Below are 15,032 nucleotides of genomic sequence, written 5' to 3'. Positions count from 1 at the left end.
TCAGCCGCGCACGAGCCCGATCAGCCGGTCGATCACCGGTTGCAGCCTTTCGGGAGTGATCGGCTTGGCGACCACGGCATCGATCACGCTGGATAGGCCGAGGCTCTCCGGTGTGCCAGTCTTGGTTGAAAGCAGGATCACCGAAGGCAATGCCTTGCCCGAGATCCGCCTGAGCGCGTCGATGCCGGAGATCAGCGCATCGCAGTCCTTGTTGTCGGCGCCCCCATCGAGCACGACTGCGCCGGGAATGAGGCCCCGCAGCGCCTTCGCGGCCGTTTCAGGCGATTCGGAAATCGGCTTCAGCCCTGATTTCTCGACGATTTTCGCCACGACGACGCGGTTGATCGGGGATCGTCCGATGACCAGCACCTGCGAGAAATCCGTCGCCAGGCCGGCATCCGTGCCGCGAGCCGCCGCATTGGGGTGGTCTGCAGTCCTGGTCTCTCGATCAGTGGGGCTCATGGGCGGGCGGGCACTCGTCTCTGTTTCAATGCAGGGTTGAAACCTGAGGAACAATTGGCGTGAGATTGCCGCCGGTGTCAAGCTGAAATGGCTAACATCTGGAATATAGCAAGAAAACCTAAAATTTAGTGCAAGTTCTATTCCTGGCAGTAGTGGATCGGCCGTGAAAAACGAGTAGTGGATCGGCCGTCAAAAACGAAAGTCGCCCGCGCGTTGCGGCGCGGGCGAGACAAAGTTCGGCCTTTGCGCGGTCGCAGAGCGAATGCGCGGTGGAATTGCCTAGCTGTGGCTTTGCTGGGTCACGATCACCGGGATCAGCAGATCGCCCCAATTGCCGTCGCCGCCATGATGTCTGGCCGAACGCACCAGTTCCACCGAGACGCCCGCTTCGACCGCCTTCATCACCGACTGGTTGAGCCTGTGCAGGTCATTGGCCAGCATGCGGATGGTTGCCTGCTGGTCGACGCTCATCGCCGAGGATTGCTCTTCGGCTCTTTCCTTGACGCGGCTAATCGATGCCATTGGTCTTCTCCTTTAAGTTGCCTTTCGGGCGTTTCCTCTGTTGGTCGTCTCTTGCGCCGGCTCACTCTGCCGCCGGCTTGAACTGCGCGTGTTCGGTCGATTCATGCATGGCCGTTGTCGAGGACTGGCCGCCGCTGATCGCCATCGACACCGCATCGAAATAGCCGGTGCCGACCTCGCGTTGGTGCTTGGTCGCGGTGTAGCCATGAACCTCGGCCGCGAATTCGGCTTCCTGCAATTCCGAATAGGCTGCCATCTGCCGCGCCTTGTAGCCACGCGCCAGCTCGAACATGCCGAAGTTGAGCTGGTGGAAACCAGCCAGCGTGATGAACTGGAACTTGTAGCCCATGGCGCCGAGTTCCCGCTGGAACTTGGCGATCGTCGCGTCGTCGAGGTTCTTCTTCCAGTTGAACGACGGCGAGCAGTTGTAGGCCAGCAGCTTGCCCGGATGATGCTTGCGCACGCCCTCGGCGAACTTCCTGGCCTGCGCCAGATCCGGCTTCGAGGTCTCGCACCAGATCAGGTCCGCGTGCGGCGCGTAAGCGATGGCGCGCGCGATGCACGGCTCGATGCCGTTCCTGACCTGGTAGAAGCCTTCGACCGTGCGGCCGGCCTCATAGTCGACGAAGGGCCGATCGCGCTCGTCGATGTCCGAGGTCAGAAGCTTCGCCGCCTCGGCGTCGGTGCGCGCCACGACCAGCGTCGGCGTGCCCATCACGTCGGCCGCGAGACGGGCCGCATTGAGGTTGCGGATATGCGCCGCCGTCGGGATCAGCACCTTGCCGCCGAGATGGCCGCACTTCTTCTCCGACGCCAGCTGGTCCTCGTAGTGGACGCCGGCGGCGCCCGCCTCGATGAATGCCTTCATGATTTCGAAGGCATTGAGCGGCCCGCCGAAGCCAGCCTCGGCGTCGGCGACGATCGGCGCGAACCAGGTCTCGACCGAAAGTCCCTTGCCTTCGGAGGTCTCGATCTGGTCGGCGCGCTGCAGCGTGCGGTTGATGCGCTTGACCAGTTCCGGCGCCGCGTTGGCCGGGTAGAGCGACTGGTCGGGATACATGGCGGACGCGGTGTTGGCGTCGGCCGCGACCTGCCAGCCCGACAGGTAGATCGCCTTCAGCCCGGCTCTGACCTGCTGCATGGCCTGGTTGCCGGACATCGCGCCGAGCGCGTTGACGAAGTCCTCCTCGTGGATGAGCTTCCACAGCCGGTTGGCTCCCATCTCGGCCAGGCTCTGGCGGATCTGGACCGAGCCGCGCAACCGCTTCACATCCTCCGGCGAATAGGGCCGCTCGATGCCGTCGAAGCGGCCTTCGGGCGCGGATGGGACAAGGTTGTAAAAATCGGTCATTGCATACTCCAGTTCATTCGATGCCGGTTTTTGGAAACGTCGCCCATGGGAGCTGTGCGCCGTCGATGTGTGACATCATTTACATCGCACTGCGAAAAGCGCGAGGAAAACCGCAACATCGGCCGGAAAATAAGGGAAAATCAGTGTTGCGTTTGACTGGTGAGCCTTGTAAATTTGTCACGATTGTAAAAGGGCCGAGAAGGCACTTGCGGCCAAATCGTGTAAATTCCTGTCAAGGATAGATGGGGTGGCTGACCAGAAGATTTTTGCCGGGCCGCGCATCCGCCGCATCCGCAACGCCAAGGGCCTGACCCAGACGGCGATGGCCGAAGGGCTCGGTATCTCGCCGTCCTATCTCAACCTCATCGAGCGCAACCAGCGGCCGCTGACGGTGCAGCTGATCCTCAAGCTGGCATCGGTCTACAAGATCGATCCGCATGAATTGCAGGGCGAGGCGAAGGGTTCGATATCGGCGCTCAGGGAAGTGTTCGGCGATCCGCTGCTGTCGGGCGAACTGCCGGGCGACCAGGAGCTGATCGAGCTCGCCGAGGCCGCTCCCAATGCTTCCGCCGCGATGGTGAAGCTGTTTCGCGCCTATCGCGAACAGGCGGAGCGGCTTTCCGACCTCAACGAGCTTCTGGCGCGCGAAGGCCGCGCCACCGCCCTGTCCGGCGCCCGCCTGCCGGTCGACGAGGTGCACGAAATCTTCGAGCGCCGGCCGAACCATTTCACCGCCCTGGAGGAGGAGGCCGAGGCCTTCACGGCGCTGCTCGATCCTGGCGACGACCTGTTCGGCGCGCTGAAGACCTGGCTGAAGCGCGAATATGGCATCGTCGTCAAGGTGCTGCCGGTCGCCACCATGCCGAACTGGCGCCGCCGCTACGACCGCCATTCGCAGCGCCTGTTCCTGTCGGAACGGCTGTCGCCTTTCGACCAGTTGCGCGAGGTGGCGATGGAAGCCTCGCTGATCCGCATGACGGTCGCGGTCGCCGGCGAGATCCAGGCACTGAAGCTGGCGACTGACGAGGCCCGCCGGCTGGCGCGCTTCGAGCTTGGCCGTTACGCCGCCCACGCGCTGATGATGCCCTATCAGGCGTTTCACGCGGCCGCGCTGCGCTCCCGCTACGACATCGACGTGCTGCGTTCGCGCTTCGGCGTGTCCTTCGAGCAGGCGGCCAACCGCCTGACCATGCTGCAGCGGCCGGGCGCGGCGGGCGTGCCGTTCTTCATGCTGGAGGTCGACAATGCCGGCAACCGCTTCCGCAAGGCCGGCAGCCAGGGCTTTCCGCAGAGCCGCTTCGGCGGCGGCTGCCCGAAGCTCGCCGTCCATGCCGCCTTCACCCAGCCCGGGCAGATCCTGGTGGAAGCGGTGGAAATGCCGGACGGCGCCGAATTCCTCTGCATTGCCCGCACGCTGGAAGGTCCACAGGGCGCCTTCTCGGAGCGGCCGCGCCGCACGGCGCTGCTCATCGGCTGCGATATCGGCTTTCGTGACGAGATCGTCTATGGCGGAGCCCTTCCGGGGACGGCGAGCGGCAAGTCGGGGCAGGGCGTCGCCGTTGCCACGCCGGTGGGACCCGCCTGCCGGCTCTGCGAACGCATAGGTTGCCTGGCGCGCGCCGAGCCGCCGGTGACGCGGCCGCTTGGCCTCGACGAGATGGTGACCGGCCTGAGCGCTTTCGATTTCCAGTGACGTCGACTGTGCTGGTCGGCCCGGAGGCTCGTCCTCCGTTGCAACAGCAAGCCATTGCGGTTTCCCCCCGCAATATTGCCGTCGGCAATATTGATTAAGCATTGGCGTCGCGATATCAAAAAAGAATTGCGCAAGGCTGGGGGGTCGGCGAATGAACAGGACAGTTTTTTGGCTTGGGCTGACGCTTGCCCTTTCAGCCTCATCCGCATTTGCGGAGAAATCCTCGGAATTCTTCAAATCGTACCAACAATACAACGATGCCGGTAAGGCATTCCTCGACAAGATCGAGCCCAGGACCGGAGCGATAGATCTCGCCGAAGGCGTGCACCTCGACCTCAAGGGCAAGTTCTACTTCCTGGACAAGAAGGATTCCGCCTCTGTCCTGACCGAGGCCTGGGGCAATCCGCCAGATGTCGGCACCGGCTCCGTCGGCATGATTTTCCCGGCAAACCACGACCCCATCTCCGAGAACAATTGGGGCATTGAGCTGCGCTGGGAAAAGATCGGCTATGTCGATGACAGCGACGCGGCGTCCATCGACTATGCTGAATTGCTGCGCGGCATGCAGGAGGACACTCGGTCGAGCAACGATCAAAGGGTGAAGGACGGATTTCAGCCCGTCACCTTGATCGGCTGGGCCTCGCCGCCGGTATACGATGCCGTCAACAAGCGCCTGCACTGGGCCAAGGAGCTGCAGTTCGGAACCGATGCCGTCCACACGCTGAACTACGATGTGCGCTTTCTCGGCCGGGAGGGCGTGTTCGTGATGAGCTACATCGCCACGGTCGATCAACTGCCGGAGATCAGGCAAAGCCTGGATGAGGTGCTCGGCATCGCCGCCTTCAGCCCCGGCAAGAAGTATGTCGATTTCAGGCCAGGTTTCGACACCGTCGCCGCCGTCGGCATCGGTGGCCTCATTGCCGGCAAGCTGGCGGCCAAGGCTGGGCTGCTGGCGGTGGCGCTGATCGCGCTGAAGAAGTTCGGCGTGATCCTGCTGGTTCCGCTGGCGGGCCTTTGGCGGCTCATTCGGCGCAACCGAGACGCCTCCTCCTAAAGTGCGATGACCGGTCTCTGCCGACCGAATGGCCGAGTTGCTGGTCGTCAGTGCGCCAAACGGAATGCGAGGCTGGATCACGCCTCGCGGCCGCCGGTGCGTTACGCCAATGCGGCGCGTTCCTGCCGCCCACCGCGCATCGAGCCGCCCTGAAATCGCCGACAGCCGCAACCATGACCGACGCCGCATCGCCAGCTTCGCCAGCCGTCCCGCCGCGCCCGGCCATCTCGCCCGGCGAGGAGCGCATCGGCATGCTGCTGGTGTTCCTGTCGGCGCTGATGTGGAGCTTTGGCGGCACCATCGCCCGTTTCATCGACGTCACCGACAACTGGACGATCGTGTTCTGGCGCTCTCTCTGGGCGGTGGCGTTTCTGCTTTGCTTCATGGCCTGGCGCGACGGCTGGCGGGGCACGCTGAGATTGTTTCGCGACATGGGCCTGCCGGGCCTTGCCGTGGCGGTATGCTTCGCCACCGCGTCGACCTCGTTCATCGTGGCGCTTTCCTACACCACGGTCGCCAACATCCTCTTGATGCAGGCCGGCGTGCCGCTGCTGGCGGCACTGCTCGCCTGGGTGGTGTTTCGCGAGCGGGTGGCGACAGCGACCTGGGTGGCGATCGCCGCCGTCATCACCGGCGTCGCTATTATGGTCTCGGAATCGCTCGATGGCGCGGTGTCTCCCATCGGCGATGGCCTGGCGCTGCTGATCGCCTGCATGTTTTCGATCGCCACCGTGATCACCCGGCGCTTCGCCCATGTGCGCATGACGCCGGCCAACTGTCTCGCCGCGCTGCTCGCCTGCGCCTTTGCCGCATCCCAGGCGTCGCAGTTCGCCGTGTCCAGCCGCGACATGGCTTTCCTGTTTGCCTTCGGCGTCCTCAATCTTGGCGTCGGCCTTGCCTTCTTCGCCACCGGCGCCCGTCTCGTTCCGGCGGCGATGGCGGCACTCCTTGGCACGTTCGAGCCGATCCTCGGCCCGATCTGGGTCTGGCTCGTGCATTCCGAGGTGCCATCGGCGCGCACGATTGTCGGCGGCGCGGTCGTCGTCGCCGCGCTCCTCGTCCACATCGCTCTCGAGTTCAAGCGCCAGGCGCGGCCCGAGCGGCCGGGCGTCACCGGCGTGCCGTCTCCGAATTGATGAAGCGCAGGCGCCAAAGCGCGCGATGAGCCATTGACAACGTCGCTGCCGGGCGGGCAGGCTAAGAGCACGGCAACAACAAGACAGGCGTATCTTGCCAAGTCTCAATGCCGGTCCGATCGGGACCGGACCACATCGTCGTATCCCTGCCCGCGCCATGGCGAAAGCCTCTGACGACGTCGGCACACCCCCCAGGCCACGGCAACGGCCCAAAGCTTTTTCCGGCTCCGCATCGCACCGCCTCTATGCCGGCTGTTCGCGCTTGTCGCTCCCCGGAAAGCTCAATAATCTGAAGCAAAAGCCCAGCCGCGCGGACACCGCGACGGATTGGCGACGGAACACTCACCAAAGGAGAACAACATGATCCGCAAAGCGCTCTGGCTTTCGGCGACATCGGTATTTCTGGCGCTTTTGACGCCTGCCGGTCACGCCGAGGACCGCGTCGTCAACGTCTTCAACTGGTCCGATTATATCGACCCGACGATCATCGAAGACTTCACCAAGAAGACCGGCATCAAGGTCGTCTATGACACCTTCGATTCCAACGAAATCCTGGAAACCAAGCTGCTGGCTGGCGGCAGCGGCTATGACGTCGTCGTGCCGAGCGGCAATTTCCTTGCCCGCCAGATCCAGGCCGGCGTTTTCCAGAAGCTCGACAAATCGAAACTGCCGAACCTCTCCAACATGTGGGACACGGTTTCGGAAAGAACCGCCAAATACGACCCCGGCAACGAGTACTCCATCAATTACATGTGGGGCACGGTGGGCCTCGGCTACAACATCAAGAAGGTGCAGGCAGCGCTTGGCACCGACAAGATCGACAGCTGGGACGTGTTCTTCAATCCGGACAATCTGGCCAAGCTGAAGGATTGCGGCGTCTATGTGCTGGATTCGCCGGCTGACATCATCCCGGCCGCGCTGAAATATCTCGGCCTCGACCCCAACAGCACCTCTCCCGACGAGATCGCCAAGGCCGAGGAAGCGTTGCTGAAGGTGCGGCCTTATATCCGCAAGTTCCATTCGTCGGAGTACATCAATGCGCTCGCCAATGGCGACATCTGCCTGGCTGTCGGCTGGTCGGGCGACGTCTTCCAGGCGCGCAACCGCGCCGTCGAGGCCAAGCAGGGCGTCGAGATAGGCTACTCGGTGCCGAAGGGAGGCGCCCAGATGTGGTTCGATCAGATGGCGATCCCCGCCGACGCGCCGCATGTCGCCGAAGCGCATGAGTTTCTCAACTACATGATGACGCCGGAGGTGATCGCGAAGTCGTCGAATGCGGTGCTCTATGCCAACGGCAACAAGGCCTCGCAGCAGTTCGTCGACAAGGCGCTTCTGGACGACCCGGCGGTCTATCCGGACGCGGCGACCCTGGAGAAGCTCTACACCGTCCAACCCTACGATCCGAAGACCCAGCGCGTCATCACGCGCACCTGGACCAAGATCGTGACCGGCCAGTAGGCAAATCGGCACGACCCCGGCGGCAGGCCGCCGGGGTCGTGCTCTTTGGGGGCAAGACAAAAGGACGGAGTGGGGAACATGAAATCGCTTGGCAGCATCCGCAGGGACTTCGCGCCATGGAACGACCCGAACGCCAAGCCATACATCCAGTTCGACAATGTCACCAAGAAGTTCGGTGACTTCATCGCCGTCAACAACCTGTCGCTGACCATCTTCGAGCGCGAGTTCTTCGCGCTGCTCGGCGCCTCCGGCTGCGGAAAGTCGACGCTTTTGAGGATGCTTGCCGGTTTCGAGGAGCCGACCGCCGGGCGCATCCTGCTCGATGGCCAGGACCTGCGCGGCATCCCGCCCTATCGGCGGCCGGTCAACATGATGTTCCAGTCCTATGCGCTGTTCCCGCACATGACGGTCGAGAACAACATCGCCTTCGGCCTCAAGCAGGAAGGCATGCCCAAGTCCGACATCGAAAAGCGCGTCGCCGAGATGCTGAAGCTGGTCAAGCTCGAGCAGTTCGCCAAGCGCAAGCCGCACCAATTGTCGGGTGGCCAGCGCCAGCGTGTCGCGCTCGCCCGCTCGGTCGCCAAGCGCCCCAAGGTTCTGCTGCTGGACGAGCCGCTTGGCGCGCTGGACAAGAAGCTGCGCGAGGAAACGCAATTCGAACTGATGGACCTGCAGCAGGAGCTCGGCCTCACCTTCGTCGTCGTCACCCACGACCAGGAAGAGGCGATGACCATGGCCGACCGCATCGCCATCATGGACAAGGGCGAGGTGATGCAGGTCGCGACGCCGGCGGAAGTCTATGAGGCCCCCACCTCCCGCTTCGTGGCGCATTTCGTCGGCAACGTGAACATGTTCGAAGGCAAGGTCGCCGAGCGGGCGGCGAACACGACGCGCATCACCGGGGCGACCGGAGCCCAGATCGTCGTCGAGAATGGCGGCAATACCGCCGCCGGCGCCGACATCGTCTTCGCCATCAGGCCGGAGAAGATCAAGGTTTCGTCGAAGAAGCCGGCCGATGCGGTCAACGCGCTTGAAGGCGAGGTCTATGACGTCGCCTATCTCGGCGACATGACCGTCTATCACATCCGGCTCGACGACGGACAGATGGTGCGCGCGAGCGCCATGAACGCCTCGCGCGTCAGCGAGGATCCGCTGACCTGGAACGATCGCGCCTGGGTCTCCTTCCGGCCCGACGCCGGCGTTGTGCTGGCACGGTAGAGGCGATCATGTCGAGCGCCGCAACCGCTGAAACAACCTCGCCGGCAGCCGATGCCGCCAAATCCCCGCTGGCCAGACTGGGTTCGGCCTTCGTCAACCGCCTGGTCATCATCGTCCCCTATCTCTGGCTGCTGTTCTTCTTCCTCATCCCGTTCGTCATCGTCTTCAAGATCTCGCTATCGACGACGGCGATCGCGATGCCGCCCTACACGCCGGTGCTCGATTTCAGCGGCGGCATTTCCGGCTTCTTCGGCCAACTGAAGCAGCTCGGCGTCGACAACTACACCTGGCTGACCGAGGACGCGCTCTACTTCAACGCCTATGTGACCAGCCTGATCATCGCCGCGATCTCGACGGTGCTGACGCTGATCGTCGGCTATCCGATCGCCTACGGCATGGCGCGTGCGCCGGCGACGATCCGGCCGACCTTGCTGATGCTGGTGATCCTGCCGTTCTGGACCTCGTTCCTGATCCGCGTCTACGCCTGGATCGGTATCCTCAAGCCGGAGGGCCTGCTCAATCAGCTGCTGCTCGCCACCGGCGTCATCAGCCAGCCGCTGATCATCCTCAACACCTACACGGCGATCTTCATCGGCATCGTCTATTCCTACCTGCCGTTCATGGTGCTGCCGCTCTATTCGTCGCTGGAGAAGATGGACTATTCGCTGATCGAGGCCGCCAAGGACCTCGGCTGCCCGCCGACCAGCGCCTTCTGGAAGATCACCTTCCCGCTGTCGCTGCCCGGCGTCATCGCCGGCTGCCTGCTGGTCTTCATCCCGGCGGTCGGCGAGTTCGTCATTCCCGACCTGCTCGGCGGTTCGCAGACTCTGATGATCGGCAAGACCTTGTGGAACGAGTTCTTCGCCAATCGCGACTGGCCGGTTTCGTCGGCCGTCGCCGTCATCCTGCTGCTGCTGCTGATCGTGCCGATCATGCTCTTCCAGCAGGCCCAGGCGCGCGCGCAGGAGCAGGGCAGATGAACGCCACCTGGAGCCGCTTCAACATCACCTCGGTCGTGCTCGGCTTTGCCTTCCTCTATCTGCCGATCGTGCTGCTCATCGTCTTTTCCTTCAACGAATCGAAGCTGGTCACCGTCTGGGGCGGCTTCTCGACCAAATGGTACGTCTCGCTGTTCCACAATCAGGGCCTGATGGACGCCACATGGGTGACGGCGCGCGTCGGCGTCATCTCGGCCACCGTGGCCACCGTGCTTGGCACGCTGGCGGCCATCACCTTGACGCGCTACACGCGCTTCAGGGGGCGCATCCTGTTTTCCGGCATGGTCTTTGCGCCGCTGGTCATGCCGGAAGTCATCACCGGCCTGTCGCTGCTCCTGCTCTTCGTCGCCGTCGGCCTCGACCGCGGCTTCCTCACCGTGACGCTCGCCCACATCACCTTCACCATGTGCTTCGTGGCCGTCGTCGTGCAGTCGCGCCTGGTTTCCTTCGACCGGTCGCTTGAAGAGGCGGCGATGGATCTCGGCGCGCCGCCGGTGAAGACATTCTTCCACATCACACTGCCGGTCATCCTGCCGGCGATCATCTCCGGCTGGATGCTGGCCTTCACGCTGTCGCTCGACGATCTGGTCATTGCCTCCTTCACCTCGGGGCCGGGCGCCACCACGCTGCCGATGAAGATTTACAGCCAGGTCCGTCTCGGCGTGACGCCCGAAATCAACGCCGCCTGCACCATACTGATCGCGGTCGTCGCCGTCGGCGTCATCATCGCCTCTGTCGCCAACAAGCGGCGCGAGGTCCAGCGTCAGCGCGACGAGCAAGCTGCGCAGCGCGGGTAGGGGGCATCGGGGTCAGGTGCGAAATTACTCGCCGGAAACGCCGCGGCTGATCGGCGAGATGAATGGCGTGCTCCAGGTGCCGCCGACGAAGAACAGCGACTGGTTGGGAGCCTGGGGAGGCTGACTGGTCGGCTGGCCGCTAGGCTGCTGCTGCGCCGGCTGTCCGCTCGGGGTGACACCGCCCGACAGCGCCAGCCCGCGTCCGGCATAGGAGGCGATGCCGGACAGCCAGATCTTGGATTTCGCCGAATTGGCTTCGGCCTTGTCGAGCCGCGCCACGCCCTTGGAGATGCTGGCCTTGATCTCGGCGCCATCGATCGGCAGCGTGCCGTCGGCAACGTCGTCAAGCGCGAAGAAACCGCCCTGCTCGGTATGCTTGAGGAAGGCCGGCAGGTTGAGCCTGGTGAGGGCGCCCGGTCCGACGGTCGCTGAGACCGATCCGTCGGCATTTTCGAAGATGGAATTCCAGGATCTGCCCGGACCCTTGAGGATGACCGAAACGGTTGCCGTCCCGACAGGCACCAATCGTGTCATTCCCGCCGCGGTGGCGAACGCGCCGCCATCGACGTCGGAAGCCAGAAGCCGGATCTCCACTTGCGTGCCCTCGGGCTTGCGGTCGAAGCGCAGGCTGCTCTGGATGTTGCCGCCGAAGGCGGAGGCGTCGGAAATGTCGAAGACGGCGAGCCCGTTCTTGACCTGCGCCGTGGCGGCAACGTCGGCAAGCTGGACCGGTCCGGCGGTGGCGTGCGCCGCCGACAGGCGGAGGTCGAGATTGATCTTGTCGGCGAAACTGGTGTCGATCTCGCCGGGGCCGGCTTCACCGGTTGGCGTGATCGGGGTGAAGGCGGAGAGGAACGACCTGAGGTCGAGCGTGTCGAAGGCGAGCGTGCCGGAGATGACCGGGAGCGCTTCGCTGAAGGAGAAGTCCAGCGCCCCCATTCCCGGATTGTTGTCGAGCGCCACCGTGGTGTTTTCGAACTTCACCCGGCCGGCCGCCGCCGTCACCTTGCTCGCCACCGAGACCGCGCCGATCGCCGCGCCGGGCGCGATGCCGGCCTGCGACCACTCCAGCACGCGCCGCAGCGAGGGCGCCGCGAACTTTGCCTGGCCGTCGAAATAGGCGTTGTCCGACATCGAAGCGATGCCGTCGAAGGAGAAGCTTGCTGGCGCAGCCTTGAAGGACAGTGTGATCGGCGCTGCGCCCCCGGCGAAAAACACCAGCGGCTTGGCCGATGCGAAGTCGACGGCGACGCTTTCGCCGCGCCAGATCCCCGTCGCCGTCAGTGTCGCATTGCTGTTCATCGCCGCCCAGTTCGCCTGGCCGGACAGGCTGCTGAGAATCTCCTGCTCCTTGCCGCCGATCGAGGCCACCACGCGGCCGTCGCGGAATTCGACGGTGCCGAACGGGTCGGAGGGCAATTTACCTAGATCGGGTTTCTGCGGGTTGGCGGTAACGAGGCCTCGCGCTGTGTCGATCGAGCGCGTGATGCGGCCGCCGGTCGGGATGGCGGGCAGGAAGAGGCCCTTGGCGGTGCGCTGGACCCTGATCGTCGGCCGCACCAGCCTGGCCGTCGAGAACACAACGTCACCTTGCAAGGCCGCCATGGCCGAAAGATCGACCTCGACCCGTTCGGCCTCGATCACCGGCGGCGCGTCGGTCTCGGTCCATTGCGAAAGCGTCACGTCGGTCAGGATGGCGCGGAAGGTCGGCCACACCTCGATGCGCGGCGAGCCGTCGATGGTGACCCTGAAACCGCTCCAGGCGCTCATCTCCCAGGCGATGCGGTCGCGCACGATGCGGGTCGAGGCTATCAGCGGCAGCGCGGCGACGACCAGCGCGATGACGAGCACGGCAACGCCGACCGCCCATACTCCGCGCCGGATCAAAGATGATGGCATATCGCCCTATATGCTTCCATTGCCGACAAATCGCCCGACGGGTGTAACCCAGCGCCGACGCATTTCAAGTCTTTATGGCCCGGCGATGGCATTTGCGCACACTCTGGAGGTGCTGGCCGAACAAAATCTTGCTCTGCTGCGCTGCGGTATGCATAAGCGTGCCACCGACCGTCGCCGAAATTATGCGCCGGTTTTGGGACAACGACGGTCGCGACATTGGGCTTAACTGCCGCAAACGCGACGCGTTCTTGGGAGGAACGACCATGGCCGCCGACACCCCCTTGTGGACGCCGACGCAAGACCGGATCGACGCGGCACCCATGACCGCCTTCATGAAGGCCGCGGCGGCGAAAACGGGCACCGCATTTTCCTCCTATGCCGAGCTTCACCGCTGGTCGATCGACGATCGCGAGGCGTTCTGGGACCTTGTCTGGGATTTCTGCGGCATCGTCGGCGACAAGGGAGAACGCGTGCTGGTCGACGGCGACAGGATGCCGGGCGCCGCGTTCTTTCCCGACGCCAGGCTGAACTTCGCCGAGAACCTGCTGAAGAAAACCGGCTCCGGCGATGCGATCGTCTTTCGCGGCGAGGACAAGGTGGAGCGGCGGCTGTCCTGGAACGAACTCAATGCGCTGACGTCGCGCCTGCAGCAGCTCTTCCTGTCGCTGAAGGTGAAGAAGGGCGACCGCATCGCCGCGATGATGCCCAACATGCCGGAGACCGTCGCCGCCATGCTCGCCGCCGCCTCGATCGGCGCCGTGTGGTCGTCCTGCTCCCCGGATTTCGGCGAGCAGGGCGTTCTCGACCGTTTCGGCCAGATCGAGCCGGTGGTCTTCATCGCGCCCGACGGCTACTGGTACAATGGCAAGGCGATCGAGGTCGCCGACAAGGTCAAGGCGGTGGCGGCCAAGCTTGCGACCGTGCGCAAGGTGCTGATCGTCGATTATCTCGGCACCTCGACCGACGTCGCCGCGACCATCGACAAGGCCGATGCCCTGGAGGCGGCCTTGTCTTCCTTCGCCGTCAAGCCCGTGGCGTTCGAAGGACTGCCGTTCTCGCACCCGCTCTACATCCTGTTTTCCTCCGGAACCACCGGCATTCCGAAATGCATCGTCCATTCGGCCGGCGGCACGCTGATCCAGCATGTCAAGGAAGAGCGGCTTCATGCGGGTCTGCTCGACGGCGACCGCTTCTTCTACTTCACCACCTGCGGCTGGATGATGTGGAACTGGCTGGTCTCCGGCCTCGCCTCGGGCGCGACCTTGCTGCTCTACGACGGTTCGCCCTTCTACCCGGATGGCAATGCGCTGTTCGATTTCGCCGACGCCGAGAAGATGACCTATTTCGGCACCTCGGCGAAATTCATCGATTCGGTGCGCAAGGCCGGTCTCGAGCCGATCAAAACGCATGATCTTTCGACGGTGCGCACCATCTCGTCGACCGGCTCGCCGCTGTCGCCGGAGGATTTCCGCTTCGTCTATGACGGCATCAAGAAGGACGTGCATCTGGCCTCGATCTCCGGCGGCACCGACATCGTCTCCTGCTTCGTGCTCGGCGTGCCGATCGAGCCGGTATGGACCGGCGAGATCCAGGGAGCCGGCCTCGGCCTTGCCGTCGATGTCTGGAACGACGACGGCAGGCCGGTCAGGCAGGAAAAGGGCGAACTGGTCTGCGCCAAAGCCTTTCCGGCAATGCCGATCGGCTTCTGGAACGACCCCGAGGACAAGAAGTACCGGGCCGCCTATTTCGAGCGCTTCGACAATGTCTGGTGCCATGGCGATTTCGCCGAATGGACGGCGCATGGCGGCATGATCATCCATGGCCGCTCCGACGCGACGCTCAATCCGGGCGGAGTCAGGATCGGCACGGCCGAGATCTACAATCAGGTCGAGCAGATGCCGGAGATCCTCGAGGCGCTGTGCATCGGCCAGGATTTCGACAATGACGTGCGCGTCGTGCTGTTCGTGCGGCTGGCCGCCGGCGTGAAGCTCGATGAGGATCTGGAAAAGCGCATCCGCGCCAAGATCCGCACTGGCGCAAGCCCGCGCCATGTGCCGGCCAGGATCGTCGCCGTCACCGACATTCCGCGCACCAAATCTGGCAAGATTACCGAGCTTGCGGTGCGCGACGTGGTGCATGGCCGCGCCATCAAGAACAAGGAGGCGCTTGCCAATCCGGAGGCGCTGGAACTGTTCCGCAATCTGCCGCAGCTTGCCGACTAACCATCTCCGCAATGGTAAACAAAATATGTCGGCCGAATTTACCTAGATTTCATGAGTGGTACACATTCGTAAATTTTCCGCCCGGCGGGTAAGGATTTGTTAAGGGCCGGCGCCGATAGTCGCATGTAACTTGAGGGAGAAATCCCGTTCCTCGTCCCCTGAGGTTCAGATTCGCTCAAGCCCCCGTTGTGACAGCAATCCCATCCTTAAGGCGTCCGGTGG

At 63.7% G+C, this 15,032-nt stretch carries 12 protein-coding genes; 8 read left to right on the top strand and 4 right to left on the bottom strand.

Features of this window, described 5'->3' with window-relative positions; all coding sequences use genetic code 11:
• The 3 genes from EN786_RS18880 to aceA all read right to left on the bottom strand — a co-directional run bounded on the left by EN786_RS18880 (nt 1) and on the right by aceA (nt 2,335).
• Complete coding sequence (locus EN786_RS18880; RefSeq protein WP_127285062.1) at nt 1-462, bottom strand: response regulator; 462 nt, start codon at nt 460-462, stop codon at nt 1-3.
• 279 nt (nt 463-741) lie between these two features.
• Nucleotides 742-984 carry a hypothetical protein gene (locus EN786_RS18875; RefSeq protein WP_127287374.1) on the bottom strand — a complete coding sequence of 81 codons (243 nt, stop codon included), beginning with the start codon at nt 982-984 and terminating at the stop codon, nt 742-744.
• Between the two features lie 61 nt (nt 985-1,045).
• The gene (gene aceA, locus EN786_RS18870) at nt 1,046-2,335 is read right to left on the bottom strand and encodes an isocitrate lyase (RefSeq protein WP_127309631.1); all 1,290 of its coding nucleotides are present in this window, start codon (nt 2,333-2,335) and stop codon (nt 1,046-1,048) included.
• A 247-nt stretch (nt 2,336-2,582) separates the two neighbouring features.
• On the opposite strand from aceA, the gene EN786_RS18865 reads away from it, so the two are divergent.
• The 7 genes from EN786_RS18865 (at nt 2,583) to EN786_RS18835 (ending at nt 10,689) form a co-directional block, all read left to right on the top strand.
• Nucleotides 2,583-4,028 carry a helix-turn-helix domain-containing protein gene (locus tag EN786_RS18865; protein ID WP_127309632.1) on the top strand — a complete coding sequence of 482 codons (1,446 nt, stop codon included), beginning with the start codon at nt 2,583-2,585 and terminating at the stop codon, nt 4,026-4,028.
• Nucleotides 4,029-4,179: 151 nt separating this feature from the next.
• Nucleotides 4,180-5,082, top strand: a complete 903-nt coding sequence (locus EN786_RS18860) for a DUF2167 domain-containing protein (RefSeq protein WP_127309633.1) — start codon at nt 4,180-4,182, stop codon at nt 5,080-5,082.
• A gap of 173 nt (nt 5,083-5,255) precedes the next feature.
• Nucleotides 5,256-6,218, top strand: coding sequence for a DMT family transporter (locus tag EN786_RS18855; RefSeq protein ID WP_127309634.1), 963 nt, complete (start codon nt 5,256-5,258; stop codon nt 6,216-6,218).
• A gap of 360 nt (nt 6,219-6,578) precedes the next feature.
• A complete protein-coding gene (locus tag EN786_RS18850; protein ID WP_127309635.1) occupies nt 6,579-7,676 on the top strand; it encodes a polyamine ABC transporter substrate-binding protein in 1,098 nt (365 codons plus the stop codon).
• Between the two features lie 78 nt (nt 7,677-7,754).
• Nucleotides 7,755-8,894 carry an ABC transporter ATP-binding protein gene (locus EN786_RS18845; protein WP_135908720.1) on the top strand — a complete coding sequence of 380 codons (1,140 nt, stop codon included), beginning with the start codon at nt 7,755-7,757 and terminating at the stop codon, nt 8,892-8,894.
• Between the two features lie 8 nt (nt 8,895-8,902).
• Entirely contained in the window at nt 8,903-9,874 is a 972-nt protein-coding gene (locus EN786_RS18840; RefSeq protein WP_127309771.1) for an ABC transporter permease subunit, read from the top strand.
• Nucleotides 9,871-10,689 carry an ABC transporter permease subunit gene (locus EN786_RS18835; protein ID WP_127284455.1) on the top strand — a complete coding sequence of 273 codons (819 nt, stop codon included), beginning with the start codon at nt 9,871-9,873 and terminating at the stop codon, nt 10,687-10,689. Before EN786_RS18840 ends, EN786_RS18835 begins: the two co-directional genes overlap by 4 nt.
• A 24-nt stretch (nt 10,690-10,713) precedes the next feature.
• Here EN786_RS18835 and EN786_RS18830 read toward each other — a convergent pair whose 3' ends face one another.
• Nucleotides 10,714-12,588 carry an AsmA family protein gene (locus EN786_RS18830; protein WP_127284454.1) on the bottom strand — a complete coding sequence of 625 codons (1,875 nt, stop codon included), beginning with the start codon at nt 12,586-12,588 and terminating at the stop codon, nt 10,714-10,716.
• A 263-nt stretch (nt 12,589-12,851) separates the two neighbouring features.
• Between EN786_RS18830 and EN786_RS18825 the strand changes: the two genes are divergently transcribed.
• Nucleotides 12,852-14,810: an acetoacetate--CoA ligase gene (locus tag EN786_RS18825; protein ID WP_127284453.1), complete on the top strand. Its 1,959-nt coding sequence runs from the start codon at nt 12,852-12,854 to the stop codon at nt 14,808-14,810.
• Nucleotides 14,811-15,032: the final 222 nt, after the last annotated feature.

Source organism: Mesorhizobium sp. M4B.F.Ca.ET.143.01.1.1 (genome assembly GCF_004792275.1).
Taxonomy (GTDB): domain Bacteria; phylum Pseudomonadota; class Alphaproteobacteria; order Rhizobiales; family Rhizobiaceae; genus Mesorhizobium; species Mesorhizobium abyssinicae.
This window is presented reverse-complemented; position numbering and strand designations above follow the sequence as displayed.

Excerpts from the sequence above, each read along its gene's own strand:
- EN786_RS18880 (WP_127285062.1), bottom strand. The coding sequence starts at position 462 with ATGAGCCCCACTGATCGAGAGACCAGGACTGCAGACCACCCCAATGCG.
- EN786_RS18875 (WP_127287374.1), bottom strand. The coding sequence starts at position 984 with ATGGCATCGATTAGCCGCGTCAAGGAAAGAGCCGAAGAGCAATCCTCG.
- aceA (WP_127309631.1), bottom strand. The coding sequence starts at position 2,335 with ATGACCGATTTTTACAACCTTGTCCCATCCGCGCCCGAAGGCCGCTTC.
- EN786_RS18860 (WP_127309633.1), top strand. The coding sequence starts at position 4,180 with ATGAACAGGACAGTTTTTTGGCTTGGGCTGACGCTTGCCCTTTCAGCC.
- EN786_RS18855 (WP_127309634.1), top strand. The coding sequence starts at position 5,256 with ATGACCGACGCCGCATCGCCAGCTTCGCCAGCCGTCCCGCCGCGCCCG.
- EN786_RS18850 (WP_127309635.1), top strand. The coding sequence starts at position 6,579 with ATGATCCGCAAAGCGCTCTGGCTTTCGGCGACATCGGTATTTCTGGCG.
- EN786_RS18845 (WP_135908720.1), top strand. The coding sequence starts at position 7,755 with ATGAAATCGCTTGGCAGCATCCGCAGGGACTTCGCGCCATGGAACGAC.
- EN786_RS18840 (WP_127309771.1), top strand. The coding sequence starts at position 8,903 with ATGTCGAGCGCCGCAACCGCTGAAACAACCTCGCCGGCAGCCGATGCC.
- EN786_RS18835 (WP_127284455.1), top strand. The coding sequence starts at position 9,871 with ATGAACGCCACCTGGAGCCGCTTCAACATCACCTCGGTCGTGCTCGGC.
- EN786_RS18830 (WP_127284454.1), bottom strand. The coding sequence starts at position 12,588 with ATGCCATCATCTTTGATCCGGCGCGGAGTATGGGCGGTCGGCGTTGCC.
- EN786_RS18825 (WP_127284453.1), top strand. The coding sequence starts at position 12,852 with ATGGCCGCCGACACCCCCTTGTGGACGCCGACGCAAGACCGGATCGAC.